Source organism: Brevibacillus sedimenti (genome assembly GCF_020923495.1).
In the GTDB taxonomy this organism is placed as follows: domain Bacteria; phylum Bacillota; class Bacilli; order Brevibacillales; family Brevibacillaceae; genus Brevibacillus; species Brevibacillus aydinogluensis.
In genome coordinates this window covers 1,082,424-1,099,253 of sequence record NZ_CP064048.1, presented here as the reverse complement: position 1 = coordinate 1,099,253, position 16,830 = coordinate 1,082,424, and the positions used below count along the sequence as shown (strand labels likewise).

Below are 16,830 nucleotides of genomic sequence, written 5' to 3'. Positions count from 1 at the left end.
TCTAGCGTTTTTCCGCTGAGCAGGTCGTCAAAGGAGCTCGCTTGGCCCATCACTCCATGCCATGTACTTTGTCTTCAGCTTCGGTTGATGAAGGTGAAACAAATGAGTGTAATCCCGTTGTTGTTTACCTTCGTCAGGATTACTGTGGTTGATTTATAAGTCGATTAAAAAAAACAAGCTGCCAAGCAGGACAGATTATACCCCTTTTGACGATATGATGTCCGGTCGAGTTGGCAAAGATCCATTGAGTTCTTTTATGCAGCAAAAGGATGAAAATGAAAAACAGTAAATGATGACGTAACGTGCGCCCTCGTATTCAGCGGAGGCGTTTCATTTTTGTGTTGTGTTCGGGACTAGTTTTATCAAACAGGACAAGTATAAATAGCCCCTGTCCCGCAAGAAAGGGAGCTTTTTTTTGTCCCAGCACAGGATGCTAACGTAAGTAGCGTAAAAGACGCTCACAGACGCAACCGCATGCAGGGATATGCTGCCACAAGGAGACAATTGTATTCTTTCAGCCAAATCTATATACTGAAAAGGATATGAGGATGAAAACAAGGAGTGTATATAGATGGGTGCATCTTGTGGCATTGTAGGCCTTCCCAACGTAGGCAAGTCGACTTTGTTCAACGCGATCACGCAGGCGGGCGCCGAATCGGCCAACTATCCGTTCTGTACCATCGACCCCAACGTGGGTATTGTCGAGGTGCCGGACCCGCGCCTGACCAAGCTGACGGAGATCGTGGTGCCGAACAAGGTGGTTCCGACGGCATTTGAGTTTGTGGACATTGCCGGTCTGGTCAAAGGGGCCAGCAAGGGCGAAGGGTTGGGCAACCAATTCCTGGGACACATTCGCGAGGTGGATGCGATCGCTCACGTGGTGCGCTGCTTTGAGGACGAAAACATCACGCACGTGGCCGGGCGCGTCGATCCGCTGAGCGACATGGAGACGATCAACCTGGAGCTGATCTTTGCCGACCTGGAGTCGGTCGAACGGCGCATCGACCGGATCGGCCGCAAGGTAAAAGCGGGCGACAAAGAGGCGAAGCAGGAGCTGGACGTGCTGGAACGCCTGAAGGCGGCATTTGAAGAAGGCAAGCCGGCGCGCAGCGTGGAGCTGGACGAGGATGAACGCAAACTGATCCGCGATCTGCATCTGTTGACCATCAAGCCGGTGCTGTACGTGTGCAACGTGGCGGAGGACGGCATTCTTGACGCCGACAACAATCCGCACGTGCAGGCGGTGCGCAAGCAGGCAGCAGAGGAAGGGGCGCAGGTGGTCGTGATCAGCGCCAAGGTGGAGGCGGAGATCGCCGAGCTGGAAGGCGAAGACAAGCAGATGTTCCTCGAAGAGCTGGGGCTGAAGGAGTCCGGTCTCGACCGTCTGATTCGCGCCGCCTACGACCTGCTGGGACTGATCACCTACTTCACTGCCGGCGTGCAGGAAGTGCGTGCGTGGACCATCCGCAAGGGCACCAAGGCCCCGCAGGCAGCGGGAGTGATCCACAGCGACTTTGAACGGGGCTTTATCCGCGCCGAGGTGATCTCCTACGACGACCTGGTGGAAGCCGGTTCCGTGGCGGCCGCCCGGGAAAAGGGCAAGTACCGTCTGGAAGGGAAAGAGTACGTCGTCCAGGACGGCGATGTCATGCATTTCCGGTTCAACGTATAGAACTCAACCTTGCCTCTCAGAAGGCGCTTTGCTATAATACAAAAATGCGAGTATTTATGGAGTGCATGTCCCATGCTTATCTATCTGCACTCGCTCCTTGCCCGTACAGGGCCGCTAAGTCCATAAGGAGGTGAAAGGTATGCGTCAATACGAAGTAATGTACGTATTGCGTCCAGACCTTGAAGAGGAGAAAGTAAAAGCCAACGTTGCTCGTTACCAGGAAGTTGTCACCAACTTCGGCGGCGAAGTGACCAATCTTCAAGAGATGGGCAAGCGTCGTCTTGCGTATGAGATCAAAAAGTTCCGTGAGGGTTACTACGTTTTGATGAACTTCAAGGCGAATCCCGATGCTGTTGCGGAAGCAGAGCGTCTCATGAAAATTAACGACGACGTGATTCGCTACTTGTTTGTTCGTGAAGAGAAGTAATCGTCGTCGCGGGCAGAGGGGGACCCAAGATGAATAAAGTCATTCTCATCGGAAACCTGACGAAAGATCCGGAGTTGCGCTATACGCCAAACGGTGTCGCTGTTGCCACCTTTACCCTCGCGGTGAACCGTCCGCGCCCCAATCAGGCGGGCGAGCGGGAAGCCGACTTCATTAACATTGTCGCCTGGCAGAAACTGGCCGATTTGTGCGCCACGTATCTGCGCAAAGGCAGACAAGCGGCTGTCGAAGGGCGCATTCAGACGCGTTCCTACGACAACAAGGAAGGCAAACGGGTGTACGTGACGGAAGTTGTGGCGGAAAACGTCCAGTTTTTGGGCGGGCGTGGCAGTGAAGGCGCAGGTTACGATCCCGGCTTTGGCGGCGGGAAACCGACCGGCGGCCAACGTGACGACTTTGATCCATTTGGAGATCCCTTTGCCAATGCTGGCAAGCCGATCAACATTTCGGATGATGACTTGCCGTTCTGATTTGAGGTTGCGTTCAATCGTAGAACTTCACATTTCCTGCAAAAGGAGGGACTTTTCATGGCGCGCAAAGGACGTCCGAACAAGCGTCGCAAAGTGTGCTACTTCAAGGTAAACAAAATCAAGCACATCGACTACAAAGACACCGATCTGCTGAAGAAGTTTATCAGCGAGCGCGGCAAAATCCTGCCTCGTCGCGTAACCGGCACTTCTGCGAAGTATCAGCGCATGCTGACCGTAGCCATCAAACGTGCACGTCAAGTGGCACTGCTGCAGTACACGGCTGAATAATTGACACAATGCAAAAGGGGGACACAATTGTGTGGCCCTCTTTTTTCCATATTTGTTGTCATTGCCAGATTTTCAGTGAGGTGTCGCCATGCCTTCAAAAACCAAACAACTGGCGGAGAACGCCGTGCTGTTGGCCATCGCGCTGGTGCTGCTGTTTGTCAGCCTCTACACGGTGCTCGGCGTCGTAACCAGCTTATTGCTTCCGCTGCCGTTCGTGCTGTTGGGCATGAGACGAACGGTCCCGAACATGATTTGGATCGTGACAGGCTTTGCCTTGTTGAGCGGAGTGCTGATCGGGCCGACGACCGGCTTTATCGCGCTTTTGTCCGGGCTGTGGGGCGGCGTCATGGGCGTGATGTACGCCAAGCGCGGGACGGCGCTGTCTGCGATTACGGCGGGAGCCGGCGTGGTGTTTCTCGGATTCGTTTCCTTTTTGGCTCTCGCAACGTTTGTCCTGCATGTCGACTTCCAGGCGGTCATGCGGGAGGCGGCAGCCTTCAAGCCGTCGTTTATGACCAAAGAGCAGTTTGAACAGTCCCTTGCGCTTGGCAAAATGGTATTGCCGGCGTTTCTGGTCATGTTCAGCTACCTGCAGAGCGGCATCACACACGGGCTGGCGCGCTTGATTGGCAAGCGGCTGGGGTACCCCGTGCCCGCCCTGAAGCCGGTGCGCGAGTGGAGCTTTCCCCGCTCCCTGCTGTACTACTATTTTGCTGCCCTGATCGGTCTGTTCGTGGTAGGACAGGAGATGGAGGAAACGTTCTGGTCAAGCGCCGTTCTCAACGTAAAGGTGATGCTGGACGGCGTCTTTGTCCTGCAGGGATTGGCTTTCGTTCTGTTTGCCTGTCATCTGTACGGATGGAAGCGATTAGCCCCGGCGCTTGTTGTCTCTCTATTTATTTTTCCGTTCCTAACTACTATACTTAGCTTATTAGGCATTTTAGATCTGGGGCTGCAATTGCGCAAAAAACTGGAAACAAGAGTGAAGAGGGGCTGAGGAAATGCCCAAATTCCTGTTAAAGCGTTGGTACGGGCTGCATATGGTCCTGGCTCTCAGCTTTAGCTTGTTGCTGTTGGGGATTTTGACGCTGCATCACTGGATGTACGGGGCGATCGGGATTATCTGTCTGATTGGCCTGGTTCTTTATGCCCTGCAAGCGGAAAAAGGCTTTCAACGGGATCTGCGCCTATACCTGGCTACAGTGACGCACCGCGTGAAAAAAGCGGGAGAAGGCGTCATCCAGGAACTGCCGATCGGCATATTGTTGTACAACGAAGATAAGGTAATCGAGTGGGTAAACCCGTTCATGACGAACATGTCGGGAGACGAAATGATGATCGGGAAAAGTCTCCAGGACGTTTTTCCGCATCTGAGCTGGAAACCGGAGCAGAAGCGACTGGAGTTTACCTACAACGAACGTACCTATGAAGTGCTGATCCGGCCCGATGAGCGGCTGCTCTACTTTACGGACATTACCGACATGAAAGAGCTGTCGCTTCGCTACCATCGCGAAAAGGCCGTGCTCGCCATCATTCACCTCGACAATCTGGACGAAGTGGGACAGGTCATGGACGAACAAAGCCGCACTCTGTTATCCACCAGCGTGTCCGGGGTCATTACGGAGTGGGCCAACAAGCACGGCATCTACCTGCGTCGACTCACGGCCGACAAGTTTTTGGGACTAATGGAGCGAGAGACGCTGGACAAATTGGAAGAAAGCCGTTTCGACATTTTGGACGTCGTGCGGGAGATGACGGCCGACAACAAGATACCGCTGACACTCAGTATCGGGGTGGGGGCGGCAGCCGACACGTACATCGAACTGGGACAAATGGCCCAATCCAGCCTGGATATCGCGTTGGGTCGAGGCGGCGACCAGGCCGCGGTCAAAGTGGGCAACAAATTGACGTTTTACGGCGGCAAATCCAACGCCGTGGAGAAGCGCACGCGCGTCCGTGCCCGCGTGATCGCGCACGCGCTGCGCGACCTGATCCACGAAGCAGAGCACGTCATTGTCATGGGACACAAGCAGCCGGACATGGACTCGATCGGCGCGTCGCTCGGGGTGTTAAAGGCGGTGCAGGTCCACAACAAAGAGGCCTACATCGTCATGGACGAAGGCAACTCGTCCGTGGAGCGGCTGATGAAGGAGATCTACGCCCATCCGGAGCTGGCCGACTCGTTCATTACACCGGAGCAGGCGATTCGTCTTGTCACCGGCAGGACGCTGCTCGTCGTCGTCGACACACACCGGCCGTCGCTGGTCATCGAACCGCAGCTATTGCAGGAGACCAGCCGGATCGTGGTGATCGACCACCATCGCCGCTCCGAAGAGTTCATCGAGCCGGTGCTTTTGTACCTGGAACCGTACGCCTCCTCCACATCGGAGCTGGTGACGGAACTGTTGCAGTACCAGAGCGAACGGTTAAACATCGACAACCTGATCGCGACGGCCCTGTTGGCCGGGATCGTGGTGGATACCAAGAGTTTTGCATTCCGCACCGGTTCGCGCACCTTTGAAGCGGCATCGTTTTTGCGCCGGAACGGGGCAGACACGGCGGCTGTTCAGCGCTTGCTGAAGGAAGACTTGCAGCAGTACGTAAAGCGGGCGCGCGTCATCATGAACACGGAGACGTACCGCGACAACATGGCGATTGCCGTGGGCGATCCGAGCGAGGACTTTACACAGGTACAGGTGGCCCAGGCGGCGGAGCAACTGCTGTCGCTGTCCGGGATTGCCGCGTCGTTTGTCGTCGCCAGACGCGCCGATGACACCGTGCTGATCAGCGCCCGATCCCTGGGGGACATCAACGTCCAATCCATCATGGAGCGATTGGGCGGCGGCGGCCACTTGAACGGCGCGGCCACCCAGATCGAGGGCATTTCCCTGCGAGAGGCGGTCAAACGCTTGAAAGAAGCAATCGATGAGGTCGTCTAGGCGCGCGTAAGGCACTGTTGTTACGCTCTGCCCTCGACCAGTATTCGATGAAAAGGGGGAAACGACGATGAAAGTCATTTTTCTGCAAGATGTGAAAGGACAAGGCAAAAAAGGCGAAGTGAAAGACCTGTCGGAAGGCTATGTGCGCAACTTCCTGCTGCCGCGCGGACTGGTCAAGGAAGCGACAGAGGCCAACCTGAAGACGCTGGAAGCGCAGAAGCGCAGCGAGGCAAAACGCAAGGAGCAGGAGAAGCTGGAAGCTCAGGAACTGGCAAAACGGCTGAACGAACTGACCGTGAAAGTAGCGGGAAAAGCGGGAGAGGGCGGCCGCCTGTTCGGCGCCATTTCGAGCAAACAGGTGGCGCAAGCCTTGGAAGAGCAGTTCAACATCAAGGTAGACAAGCGCAAACTGGAGATGGAAGCGATTCGTTCGCTGGGTGTGACGCAAATCAAGGTTAAGCTGCACAACGAAGTGACGGCAACGCTCAAAGTGCACGTGGTGGAAGAATAATCGAGGCAAGCGAGGGGGTGTGACGTGAGCGACCTGTTTTTGGACCGTGTGCCGCCGCAAAACAACGAGGCCGAGCAGTCTGTTCTGGGGGCAGTGTTCTTATCCAAGGAAGCTCTCATCACGGCCATCGAGATTCTTCGACCGGAAGATTTCTACAAGACGGCGCATCAGCGGATTTTTAAAACGATGCAGGACCTCTACGAAAGAGGGGAACCGGTCGACCTCGTCACGGTGACGGCGGAACTGCAGGACCACAAGCTGCTGGACGAAGTGGGCGGCGTCACCTATCTGACGGAAATCGCCAGATCCGTGCCGACGGCGGCCAACATCGAATACTACGCCCGCATCGTCGAGGAAAAGTCGCTGCTGCGCAGGTTGATTCTCACGGCGACCAAAATTGCCAATGACGGTTATTCGCGCGAAGACGACGTCACGCAGATTCTCGCGGATGCCGAGAGATACATCCTGGAAATTGCCCAGAATCGCAACAGCGGGGGCTTTGTCCCGATTCGCGACGTGCTGTTGGAAACCTACGAACGGATTGAATTTCTCAGCCAGAGACGGGGGACGTGACCGGCATTCCGTCCGGTTACCCGGACCTGGACAAAATGACCTCCGGCTTTCAGCGCAGCGACCTGATCATCCTGGCCGCCCGTCCGTCCGTGGGGAAAACTGCGTTTGCGCTGAACGTGGCGCAAAACGTGGCGGCCCGCGCGGGAGAGACCGTGGCGATCTTTTCGCTGGAGATGGCGGCATCGCAGCTCGTACAGCGGATGATCTGCGCGGAAGGCAACCTGGATGCATCCCGGATGCGGACGGGTTGGCTGGAAGAGGACGATTGGCAGAAGCTGACGATGGCGATCGGAACGCTGGCCAAGGCCCCCATCTACATCGACGATACGCCGGGGATTACCGTGCAGGACATACGGGCCAAATGCCGGCGGCTGCAGGCGGAAAAAGGATTGGGGCTGATCGTGATCGACTATCTGCAGCTCATTCAGGGACGCGGGCGCGGAGAAAACCGGCAGCAAGAGGTATCGGAAATCTCCCGTACGCTGAAAGGGATCGCCCGCGAGCTGAACGTGCCGATCATCGCGCTCTCCCAGCTGAGCCGTTCCGTGGAGCAGCGCCAGGACAAGCGGCCAATGATGTCCGACATCCGCGAATCCGGCTCCATCGAGCAGGACGCGGATATCGTGGCGTTTTTGTACCGGGACGACTACTACGACAAGGAAACCGAGAACAAAAACGTGATCGAAGTCATTATCGCCAAGCAGCGGAACGGCCCGACCGGAACCGTGGAGCTGGCGTTTTTAAAGGAATACAACAAGTTTGTCAGCCTGGACAACCGCTTTCGCGACATGGCGGGTTGAGCAGCGCACCGCGGTCAGCGAAGGCGGCACAGGCAGGTGCAAGGCCGGACAGCTGTCCGGCTTTTTTGCTGTGTCCGCATGATAGCGGCAAAAGAGGGATCAGCGGCTGTTTTTCTGAATAAGATAAAAATACCGAACGTATAAACTAACCAAACTCCTAACGTTCGTATTTTCGTTGACAAGGTATGAATTGGTTTAGTACACTTAGGGTGTTTCAGGCCCAATCAAGGATATGACGAATGCAGGAGGTGTTTTTCGATGTCAACGGTCGTTGTCGTCGGAACCCAGTGGGGCGATGAAGGTAAAGGAAAGATTACAGACTATCTGGCAGAAAGCGCAGAGGTCGTGGCCCGTTACCAAGGGGGTAACAATGCGGGGCACACGATTATTTTTGATGGAAACAAGTATAAGCTGCATTTGATTCCTTCCGGGATTTTCTATAAAGATAAAATTTGCGTGATCGGCAACGGGATGGTGATCGATCCGAAGGCGCTGGTGGCGGAGCTGGATTACCTGCACGGTTTCGGGTTCTCCACGAAAAACCTGAAAATCAGCGACCGCGCGCACGTCATCATGCCGTACCACATCAAGCTGGACAGCGTGGAAGAAGAGAGCCGCGGCCAAAACAAGATCGGCACCACGCGCAAGGGAATCGGTCCGGCGTACATGGACAAGGCGGCGAGAATCGGCATTCGCATCGCCGATCTCCTGGACAAGGATGAGTTTGCGCGCAAACTGGAGCGCAATTTGGCCGAGAAGAACCGCCTGCTGGAGAAAATGTACAATACCAGCGGCTTTGACCTGAACGAAATACTGGAAGAGTACCTGGGGTATGCGGAGATCATCCGTCCGTACGTCACCGATACCTCCGTGGTGCTGAACGACGCGATCGACCGCGGCAACCGCGTATTGTTTGAAGGCGCGCAAGGGGTACTTCTGGACATCGATCAGGGCACCTATCCGTACGTCACCTCCTCCAACCCGATTGCCGGCGGGGTCACGATCGGTTCCGGCGTCGGTCCGACCAAGATCAACCAGGTGATTGGTGTCGCCAAAGCCTATACCACCCGCGTAGGTGACGGCCCGTTCCTGACCGAGCTGACCGACGCAACCGGCGACTACATTCGCGAAGCGGGATTCGAGTACGGCACAACCACCGGACGTCCGCGCCGCGTCGGCTGGTTTGACAGCGTGGTAGTCCGCCATGCCCGCCGCGTCAGCGGGATCACCGGACTGGCCGTGACCAAGCTGGATACGCTCACCGGCATCGACACCCTGCGCATCTGCACGGCGTACGAGTACAACGGGCAAATTATCGAGTCGTTCCCGGCAAGTCTGAATATGCTGGCCAAATGCAAACCGATCTACGAAGAGCTGCCGGGGTGGAAGGAAGACATTACCGGAGTGCGCAGTCTCAACGATCTGCCGGAAAATGCCCGCCACTACGTGGAGCGCATCACCCAGCTCACCGGCATTCCGCTCTCCATTTTCTCCGTGGGTCCTGACCGCGAACAGACCGTGGTTGTCCGCGGCATCTACGGATAATCAATTTTGTATCAGGCAAATTGCATACGAAAAAGCTGCCGTTTCGGGCAGCTTTTTTATTTTCATTTGTCACCTGATATTTCTGTGACCGGTTTCGCAGTGCGGAGGAAGGGATTTTGCCCCCGTTTGACCAAAACGTCCTGGTCTGTTTGTCCCATTCAGGTCGGAAAGAAGGAGCACTCTTGTCCTGTCGTCTTCGTTTGTGCCCAGGAGGATAAGCAGGGGAAAATTTTTTTGTGGCGGACAGACACAAACCGACTTTGTCTGGGCATATGGTATGGCATACCAAGGGAAAAATGAGGTGGTCGCGATGATGGGATTTGATCAAAAGGCAATGAAACTCCTGGGCAAGAACGTCCAGGTGAAAATGTTCAACGGCTGCGTCATCAAAGGAACCATGACTCATTTTGACAACGGGTATCTCTGCTTCATCACCACATACAAACAGCGGGATGAAGGGAAAACGACGATTCGCCGCCTGGCGCTGAAGGACATCACGTCGATGGTCGAGGTGTGACGTCCCGATGCGTATAAACATACAGCCACCTGCCCAATGAGAGGGAAGGTGGCTTCATTTGCGTTATACGGCTAGACCATGCCGCCGCAGGCGCGGATGATGTCGGTCGCTTCGTCGCCCCGTTCTTCCGGCACGACAGCAGTGAGCAGGATGCTGGCTTCCAGATCGTCGTCGCCGCGGTCGGCCATACCGCTCGCATCCGGGTTGGCCGCTGCCAGAATGCTGGCGTCACGGCCGCTGGGAAAATCGCCTGCCATGGTCATCTTTGCCAGACTGGGGATTTCTCCGGTAATCGGATTGAGAACGTTTTCCACGCCATCGCCGGGAAACTGACCGATCCTGTCGATCTGAACGATGTCGAAACCAGCCTGACGAAGTTTGTCGCGTGCCTGAACAGCCGCTTCCTCGGTCTTGAAACCGGCCAAAATGTTGCGTTCCTTCACGTGTGCTGCTCCTCTCAACGTTTTCTAAGTGAGCACTGCCGCTCTGGTATCCATATGATTCCTGTTAGTCGGTGCGTTTATTCGACAATATTTTACACTTGATGTTGTCGTTATTTTTGTGGTAAAGTCGACATAGTTGGTTTCTTTAGGCAATTTGACAGGCAACTGGAAACATGAGGATAGGCTTTTTGACCTGGTCGGTATTTTTCAAATATTCGGCAAGTACCGGTGCTTGGAAAAGCTGCACTGTTTTCAGGAGGGACAAGGTATGCAATGGGCCGAATGGAAGGCCAAGCTGCTGAAGCGGATGAGCGGCCTCATCCAGAACGGCAGTAAACTGGCAAAGAGCGCGGCGACACGCACAAACGCGTATCTCCGCACCCATAAAAAGCAAACCCTGTCCATCGCGGCAGGATTGCTCCTTACAACTACAATTGGATTATCAGCCTACGGTTACTATACGAGCAACGTCATCACGCTCTATCACGTGAGTGTAGACGGACAGGAAATCGGCGTGGTGAACAGTCCGGACGTGGTGAACAACTGGCTCAAGGCCAAGCTGGCGGAAGAAGAGGACAAGCATGGCCTGAACCTAAAACTTTCCAATTACATAACGTTTACGGAAGAAAAGGTATTCAAAGGCACATACGACAATGCCGCGGCGATTGAGAAACTGGCCGATGTTGCCGGCGTCCAGGTGGAAGCGGTCAAGCTGGTCGTTGACGGCAAAGTGGTCGGCTACGCCGCTGATCGCGAATCGGCGGAGGAAGCGCTGGCCAAGGTGAAGGAAAAGTTCTCCGGCATTCCCGCCTTGAGAGGAAAGCAAGCGATGGTTGCGGCCGCGTCCATGCCGTTGGCGGCGCCTGAAAAGGTCAAGGAAGTGACGTTCAAGGAAGACGTGAAGCTGGAAAGCGACTCGGTGGCGGCGGCGCAGGTGCTTCCGGTGGACGAGCTGGAAGTACTGCTCTCCAAAGGCACGTTGAAAACCGTCACCCATACCGTTGTGCCGGGTGATTGCATCGGCTGCATCGCGCAGAAGTACGGCATCACTTCCAAGGACATTTACGCCAACAACCCGGGGATTACGGAAGACACCGTGCTCCAGTTGGGGCAAAAGATCAACGTGACAGCACTCCGTCCCCTGGTCACCGTACAGGTAAAGGAGGAAGTCTCGCAAAAAGAGGCGATCCCCTTCACTACGCAGATCAAAAACAACGACAAGCTGCCCAAAGGGGAAACCAGAGTGGTCCAGGCAGGACGCGACGGCAGCAAGCTGGTCAGCTACGAAGTGATCAAGGAGAACGGACAGGTGGTTAACCGCAGGGTGCTCAACCAGCAGGTGCTGGTCCAGCCCGTGGCCAAAATTGTGGAACGGGGCACCAAGGTGATACCGTCACGTGGGACAGGCCGTTTTACCTGGCCGGCCAGAGGCCGTATCAGCAGCGGCTTTGGCATGCGCTGGGGCAAACTGCACAAAGGTATCGACATCGCAGGTTCCGGTACGATCCGGGCGGCCGACAACGGCCGAGTCGTATTTGCCGGATGGGATGGCGATTACGGCAAATGCATTCTGATCGACCACGGAAACGGGATGAAGACCCGCTACGGCCACTTGAGCTCCATCAGTGTAAAGGTGGGCCAAGTGGTAGAACAGGGCAAAGCGATCGGCGTTATGGGCTCTACCGGAGATTCCACCGGGGTACACCTCCATTTCGAGGTGATAAAAGGTGGACAAGTTCAAAACCCGTTGCGTTTCCTGAATTAGCACATCCATTGCAAAAAAGGGCGTTCCTCCGAAAATGGAGGAGCCCTTTTCTTGTTGTGAAGGGGCATCCGTAAACAGCGGGTGACAACGATTACCAGGCGCTTGTGGAGGAAAAACGCGAGATCGAGTGGAATCCAATAGAAAGAAGGGGGGAGCGGAAATGGCAAAACTCCTGGTTGTGGACGATGAAAAACCGATTGCCGATATATTGAAGTTTACGTTTGAAAAAGAAGGTTATCAGGTGGTCTGCGCCTATGACGGCGAAGAAGCGCTGTTGCAGGTGGAAAACGAAAAGCCGGACCTGATCCTTTTGGATGTGATGCTCCCCGGCCGGGACGGGATGGACGTCTGCAGGGTGGTGCGGCAAACCTGCGACGTGCCAATTATCATGCTCACGGCCAAAGATTCAGAGCTGGACAAGGTGCTGGGATTGGAGCTGGGGGCGGACGATTACGTGACCAAGCCGTTCAGCGCGCGGGAACTGGTCGCCCGCGTCAAGGCCCACCTCCGCCGGCAGAAACCAAAAAACGAGGAGCAGGAAATCCGCCAGATCCGCGTGCACGAGCTGGAGATCGACCTGTATTCGTACACGGTGGAGAAGGCAGGAGAGCCGCTGGACCTGACGCATCGCGAGTTCGAACTGCTCGCATACCTGGCGCGCCATCAGGGACAGGTCTTGACGAGGGAGCACCTGCTGCAGTCGGTATGGGGATTTGACTACTTTGGCGATGTGCGCACCGTCGACGTGACGATTCGCCGGCTGCGCGAAAAAATTGAGGACGATCCCAGCCAACCGAAGTACATCATTACGCGGCGCGGTCTGGGGTACACCATGCGCAATCCGGGTCTGGGAGGAACGGCCGGATGAGACCGCTCCGGCTGTTTACCACGGTCCAGTGGAAAGTGGTCGTCATCTACATGCTGTTGATCTTGATGGCCATGCAGTTTATCGGCGCCTATTTTGCGCGGCAAGTGGAAAGCTACTACCTCAACAACTTCTCGGAGACGGTAAATGCCCAGGCCAGTTTGCTGGCCACCCATCTGGAGGGCTACCTGCGCCCGCGCGACGCCAAGGAACAAAGCGCCGAAGAAGTCAGGCAGGGCATCGACAATTTGATCAACAACCTGGTGAAACTGAACGGAACCAACGTCCAGGTCATCGACTCCAGCGGCACGGTGATCAGCACGACGGAAGACAAGCGCATCCTCGGTCGGCGCACGTCCCAGCCGGAAGTGACGATCGCGCTGTTGGGCACGCGCAGCGAGTCGATGCGGATCGACCCGCGGACCGGAGACCGGGTAAAGATGCTGGTGCTTCCGGTCAAGGGAGACAACATCGTGTACGGGGCCGTGTACATGGTCGCTTCCATGGAAGGCACGTACATGACGATTCGCAAGATGAACGGGATTCTCGCCTCGGGGACGATGATCGCGCTGCTTTTGACGGCCGGATTGGGCGTGGTACTGGCTCGGACGATAACGACGCCGGTCAAGGAGATGACTCGCCAGGCGCGAGCCGTCGCGGATGGAGATTTTAACAGAAACGTACGCGTGTACAGTGAAGATGAAATTGGTCAGCTGGGCATGGCCTTTAACCACATGACCCGGCGGCTGAAGGAGGCCATCCTGCAGCAGGAAGAAGAGCGCGAAAAGCTGGCCAGCATTCTCACCAACATGTCAGACGGTGTGATCGCGGCCAACAGGGATGGGCAGATCATTCTGCTAAACCGATCGGCCGAAGAAATGCTGCAGGTGACGATGAACGAGTGCGTGCAAAAAGGGACGACCCTGCACAACCTTCTGCGGCTGCCGCCGGAGGAAGAGATGCCGCTGTACGCTCAAAACGAACCGCTGTTTATTGAGATGGTGCTGCCCAACAAGGATGTGCTGATTCTGCGCGTGACGTTTACCCCGCTGCAGCATGACAGCGGCAAAAAGGGCGGGATTATCGCCGTGCTGCAGGACGTGACCGAACAGCAGCGGTTGGAGCAGCAGCGCCGGGAATTTGTGGCCAACGTGTCGCACGAACTGCGCACGCCGTTGACCACGATCAAAAGCTACGTGGAAGCGCTCTTGGACGGAGCGGTCGAGGAGCCGGAGCTGTCCAACCGCTTTTTGCGGGTCACGATGTCGGAGACGGAACGGATGATCCGGCTCGTCAACGATTTGCTTCAGCTTTCCCGCTTTGATTCGCAGGGCGTCCGTCTGCACTGCAAGGATGTGGATGCCAACCAACTGCTGCGCTACGCGGTGGACCGTATTTCCCTGTTTGGCGAGCAGCAGGGTGTGCAGCTCAGCCTGGAGATCCAGGAAACGCTGCCCGAGGTACACATCGACAAGGACGCGATCAATCAGGTGCTGGACAACCTGCTGTCCAATGCGATCAAGTACACGCCCGCAGGCGGCTCGGTGGTGCTGCGGGCATACGCCAACCGGCATCAAAAACGGGTGTACATCTCAATCGCTGACACCGGCATCGGCATTCCCAGCCGGGATTTGAAGCGCATTTTTGAGCGGTTTTACCGCGTCGACAAGGCGCGTTCGCGCGGACAGGGCGGAACCGGGCTCGGCCTTGCGATCGCCCGCGAACTGGTGCAGGCGCACGGAGCTGAGATTGAGATAACGAGCGAATTGAATCAAGGAACCACGGTGACGTTCTGGGTGCCATATGCCAAAGGGGGGAAGGCGGGATGAAAAAGTGGAAGGAACCCGCCAAAACCGTGCTGCTCAACCTCCTGGTGCTGACCAGCTTTTGTTTGACCGCGCTGTTGTGGAGCAATCAGCCCAAGTTACAATTTATCGAGCCGGCCCAGTACAAGGAGTCAAAGCCGGTCCGGGAAAAACAATTGGAAGAGCTGGTGACGCCGGAGTCAGTCATTTTCCACTACGGGCAGAACCGGCACACAAAGGCGAACGCGACGGACGGGCAGTATCGCATCATCGTTCAAATGGAAATGCCCAAGTGGATCTTCCTCGACTTCGCTTCGTATCCACTCACGGCAGACAAATGGGGCACAATTGCCCGGGAAAAGCAGGGCGTGGAGATTCGCTTTCGAAGCAGCGTTCCCATGTCCGTCGTAGGCCGTTTGGTGACGATCCGCGATGAGAACGAAACCAGGCTGAAAAGCATCGACCGTTTGTGGCTGTATTACGAGGAACTGGAAGATGTCGTGTACGCCCTGTTCATTTCCACGGAAGAAGAGCGGGTGATGCGGGCGCGCACGTCAATCAGTCCCAAGGATTTGCGCCAGTCTTACCTGCCGACCGGCAACGCGATGCCGGAACAGATCATGAAAATGGTCGGGCCGCCGCGCAACTTGCCTGCGGTGGAGCAGCAATATGCTCTCGGTGACATGTACTATCTGCCCAAAAACCGGACGAGGATGCAGGCGTTTCGCTACAGCTACCATACGTTGACCAACGACCAGCTGATTGACGCCTACTTCCTCGACCGGACGCTGGTCCGCCAAATCATGGAGCGGGACAAAACACTGATTTTTACCGACGGCAGCCGCTCGATCCAGCTGCGTTCCGAACAGCAGGCAATCACCTTTACCGACCCTGTCTTTCAACCGAGCGATCAGGAACTGTCGGATGAGGAAAAGGTCAAAGGGGCGGTTTCATTTATCAACAAACACGTGGGCTGGACAGGCGACTTTCACTTCGAGACAATCAAAAGGAGCTACAACGAAAAAGACGTGATCACGTTCCGGCAGTACGTCGGCGCCTATCCGCTGGTCAGTCAGGACGGTTATCCAATCGACGTGATCCGCATCACCTCGGAGGCGGGGCAGGTGGTGACGCTGGATCGTTCGCTGCTCGGCCTGGAGCGCTACATCGACAACCACGAGTGGATTGTGATGTCCGGACCGGAGATGTTTCAGTATATCCGCGACAAACAGCTGGCGGATACCGAACAGATTACCAACGCGTACCTGGCGTACGAGACCCGAACGACTCCCGATTACGTCGAATTGACGCCAATCTGGGTCGTGGAGATCGCCAATCGGGCCAATCTGTACATTCCCGCCCGGGTGCAGCGGGGAGGAGGACAGGTACATGGATTGGAGTAGAGCCAAAACCATTTTGATTTGGGCCTTTCTTCTCCTCGATCTGTTTCTCGGCTACCAGGTGTACCAGACCCGGTTCAGCCATTGGCAGAGCCCGTTGGCGGTGCAGGCGGACAGATGGGACATCGAGATCTATTTGAATCAGCAAAATATCTCGCTGGAAGCGGACGTGCCGCAGGAGACGCCGGCGATGACATATCTTAACGCAGAGTACGCTGGCATCAATGCAATCGGTTTGCAGGAAATACCTGGAATACAGGTGACGATGGAAAAAATGGCGCTGGCTGCTCGTCTGGACCCGCCGCTGCAGATCCGCGGACAGTTCACGCCGGGCGAGTTGCTGCGTCAGCTCGGCCCGCGCATGCTGTACGCCGACCAATACACGGCCGATCTGTATCAATCCAGCCAGGGACGGCTGTTGTACTGGCAGACCTACAAGAAGCTGCCGCTCTTTGTGGCTCCGTTGGAAATCTACCTGGAGGACGGCGCGGTCCTCGGGTACCGGCAAACTTACTTAAACCTGCGCAGCCAGGGGGCGTCCCGGCAGGTCATATCGCCGTACACAGCCATCCGCTCACTGGTGGACAAGCGGATCATTACGCCGGGTGAGCGGATCGAGAGCGTCCGTCTTGGATACTACGGTTCGTACGATGCGGACGTCCAGGTGCTCGCCCCGGTGTGGCGCATCATCCACGACGGCAAGCAGCATTTTGTCAATGCGTTTACCGGCGCGCTGGAACGGCCGCTGGTGACGTCCAAATCGTGAGTGACAGCTTTTGCATTTTTGCAACG

15 protein-coding genes and 1 pseudogene are annotated in these 16,830 nt (G+C 56.0%); 15 read left to right on the top strand and 1 reads right to left on the bottom strand.

Features of this window, described 5'->3' with window-relative positions; genetic code table 11:
• Nucleotides 1-571: 571 nt before the first annotated feature.
• From ychF to IRT44_RS05110, 10 genes and pseudogenes are all read left to right on the top strand, one after another.
• Entirely contained in the window at nucleotides 572-1,672 is a 1,101-nt protein-coding gene (ychF, locus tag IRT44_RS05155; protein WP_171563917.1) for a redox-regulated ATPase YchF, read from the top strand.
• A gap of 139 nt (nucleotides 1,673-1,811) precedes the next feature.
• Nucleotides 1,812-2,099, top strand: coding sequence for a 30S ribosomal protein S6 (rpsF, locus tag IRT44_RS05150; protein ID WP_171563918.1), 288 nt, complete (start codon nucleotides 1,812-1,814; stop codon nucleotides 2,097-2,099).
• Between the two features lie 29 nt (nucleotides 2,100-2,128).
• A complete protein-coding gene (locus tag IRT44_RS05145) occupies nucleotides 2,129-2,587 on the top strand; it encodes a single-stranded DNA-binding protein (protein WP_171563919.1) in 459 nt (152 codons plus the stop codon).
• A gap of 57 nt (nucleotides 2,588-2,644) precedes the next feature.
• Entirely contained in the window at nucleotides 2,645-2,875 is a 231-nt protein-coding gene (gene rpsR, locus IRT44_RS05140) for a 30S ribosomal protein S18 (RefSeq protein ID WP_171563920.1), read from the top strand.
• A gap of 88 nt (nucleotides 2,876-2,963) precedes the next feature.
• Nucleotides 2,964-3,872, top strand: coding sequence for a DUF2232 domain-containing protein (locus IRT44_RS05135; RefSeq protein ID WP_171563921.1), 909 nt, complete (start codon nucleotides 2,964-2,966; stop codon nucleotides 3,870-3,872).
• A 4-nt stretch (nucleotides 3,873-3,876) separates the two neighbouring features.
• The gene (locus tag IRT44_RS05130; protein ID WP_171563922.1) at nucleotides 3,877-5,814 is read left to right on the top strand and encodes a DHH family phosphoesterase; all 1,938 of its coding nucleotides are present in this window, start codon (nucleotides 3,877-3,879) and stop codon (nucleotides 5,812-5,814) included.
• A 67-nt stretch (nucleotides 5,815-5,881) separates the two neighbouring features.
• Complete coding sequence (rplI, locus tag IRT44_RS05125) at nucleotides 5,882-6,325, top strand: 50S ribosomal protein L9 (protein ID WP_171563923.1); 444 nt, start codon at nucleotides 5,882-5,884, stop codon at nucleotides 6,323-6,325.
• Between the two features lie 24 nt (nucleotides 6,326-6,349).
• A pseudogene (gene dnaB / locus IRT44_RS05120) lies at nucleotides 6,350-7,698 on the top strand (replicative DNA helicase).
• 258 nt (nucleotides 7,699-7,956) lie between these two features.
• The gene (locus tag IRT44_RS05115; protein ID WP_171563925.1) at nucleotides 7,957-9,243 is read left to right on the top strand and encodes an adenylosuccinate synthase; all 1,287 of its coding nucleotides are present in this window, start codon (nucleotides 7,957-7,959) and stop codon (nucleotides 9,241-9,243) included.
• A 313-nt stretch (nucleotides 9,244-9,556) separates the two neighbouring features.
• Nucleotides 9,557-9,760: a hypothetical protein gene (locus IRT44_RS05110; protein ID WP_371808859.1), complete on the top strand. Its 204-nt coding sequence runs from the start codon at nucleotides 9,557-9,559 to the stop codon at nucleotides 9,758-9,760.
• 71 nt (nucleotides 9,761-9,831) lie between these two features.
• Here IRT44_RS05110 and IRT44_RS05105 read toward each other — a convergent pair whose 3' ends face one another.
• Nucleotides 9,832-10,203 carry a hypothetical protein gene (locus tag IRT44_RS05105; protein WP_171563927.1) on the bottom strand — a complete coding sequence of 124 codons (372 nt, stop codon included), beginning with the start codon at nucleotides 10,201-10,203 and terminating at the stop codon, nucleotides 9,832-9,834.
• Nucleotides 10,204-10,471: 268 nt separating this feature from the next.
• Between IRT44_RS05105 and IRT44_RS05100 the strand changes: the two genes are divergently transcribed.
• The 5 genes from IRT44_RS05100 (at nucleotide 10,472) to IRT44_RS05080 (ending at nucleotide 16,804) form a co-directional block, all read left to right on the top strand.
• Nucleotides 10,472-11,968: a peptidoglycan DD-metalloendopeptidase family protein gene (locus IRT44_RS05100; protein WP_171563928.1), complete on the top strand. Its 1,497-nt coding sequence runs from the start codon at nucleotides 10,472-10,474 to the stop codon at nucleotides 11,966-11,968.
• Nucleotides 11,969-12,128: 160 nt separating this feature from the next.
• A complete protein-coding gene (gene yycF / locus IRT44_RS05095) occupies nucleotides 12,129-12,836 on the top strand; it encodes a response regulator YycF (RefSeq protein WP_171563929.1) in 708 nt (235 codons plus the stop codon).
• A complete protein-coding gene (gene walK / locus IRT44_RS05090) occupies nucleotides 12,833-14,662 on the top strand; it encodes a cell wall metabolism sensor histidine kinase WalK (RefSeq protein ID WP_212133336.1) in 1,830 nt (609 codons plus the stop codon). Before yycF ends, walK begins: the two co-directional genes overlap by 4 nt.
• Nucleotides 14,659-16,041 (top strand): YycH family regulatory protein, encoded by a 1,383-nt coding sequence (locus tag IRT44_RS05085; protein WP_230077576.1) that lies wholly within the window; start codon nucleotides 14,659-14,661, stop codon nucleotides 16,039-16,041. Before walK ends, IRT44_RS05085 begins: the two co-directional genes overlap by 4 nt.
• The gene (locus IRT44_RS05080) at nucleotides 16,028-16,804 is read left to right on the top strand and encodes a two-component system regulatory protein YycI (protein ID WP_230077575.1); all 777 of its coding nucleotides are present in this window, start codon (nucleotides 16,028-16,030) and stop codon (nucleotides 16,802-16,804) included. Before IRT44_RS05085 ends, IRT44_RS05080 begins: the two co-directional genes overlap by 14 nt.
• Nucleotides 16,805-16,830: the final 26 nt, after the last annotated feature.

Bases quoted from the DNA above. Each gene is read 5' to 3' on its own strand.
- ychF (WP_171563917.1), top strand. From the start codon at position 572: ATGGGTGCATCTTGTGGCATTGTAGGCCTTCCCAACGTAGGCAAGTCG.
- rpsF (WP_171563918.1), top strand. From the start codon at position 1,812: ATGCGTCAATACGAAGTAATGTACGTATTGCGTCCAGACCTTGAAGAG.
- IRT44_RS05145 (WP_171563919.1), top strand. From the start codon at position 2,129: ATGAATAAAGTCATTCTCATCGGAAACCTGACGAAAGATCCGGAGTTG.
- rpsR (WP_171563920.1), top strand. From the start codon at position 2,645: ATGGCGCGCAAAGGACGTCCGAACAAGCGTCGCAAAGTGTGCTACTTC.
- IRT44_RS05135 (WP_171563921.1), top strand. From the start codon at position 2,964: ATGCCTTCAAAAACCAAACAACTGGCGGAGAACGCCGTGCTGTTGGCC.
- IRT44_RS05130 (WP_171563922.1), top strand. From the start codon at position 3,877: ATGCCCAAATTCCTGTTAAAGCGTTGGTACGGGCTGCATATGGTCCTG.
- rplI (WP_171563923.1), top strand. From the start codon at position 5,882: ATGAAAGTCATTTTTCTGCAAGATGTGAAAGGACAAGGCAAAAAAGGC.
- IRT44_RS05115 (WP_171563925.1), top strand. From the start codon at position 7,957: ATGTCAACGGTCGTTGTCGTCGGAACCCAGTGGGGCGATGAAGGTAAA.
- IRT44_RS05110 (WP_371808859.1), top strand. From the start codon at position 9,557: ATGGGATTTGATCAAAAGGCAATGAAACTCCTGGGCAAGAACGTCCAG.
- IRT44_RS05100 (WP_171563928.1), top strand. From the start codon at position 10,472: ATGCAATGGGCCGAATGGAAGGCCAAGCTGCTGAAGCGGATGAGCGGC.
- yycF (WP_171563929.1), top strand. From the start codon at position 12,129: ATGGCAAAACTCCTGGTTGTGGACGATGAAAAACCGATTGCCGATATA.
- walK (WP_212133336.1), top strand. From the start codon at position 12,833: ATGAGACCGCTCCGGCTGTTTACCACGGTCCAGTGGAAAGTGGTCGTC.
- IRT44_RS05085 (WP_230077576.1), top strand. From the start codon at position 14,659: ATGAAAAAGTGGAAGGAACCCGCCAAAACCGTGCTGCTCAACCTCCTG.
- IRT44_RS05080 (WP_230077575.1), top strand. From the start codon at position 16,028: ATGGATTGGAGTAGAGCCAAAACCATTTTGATTTGGGCCTTTCTTCTC.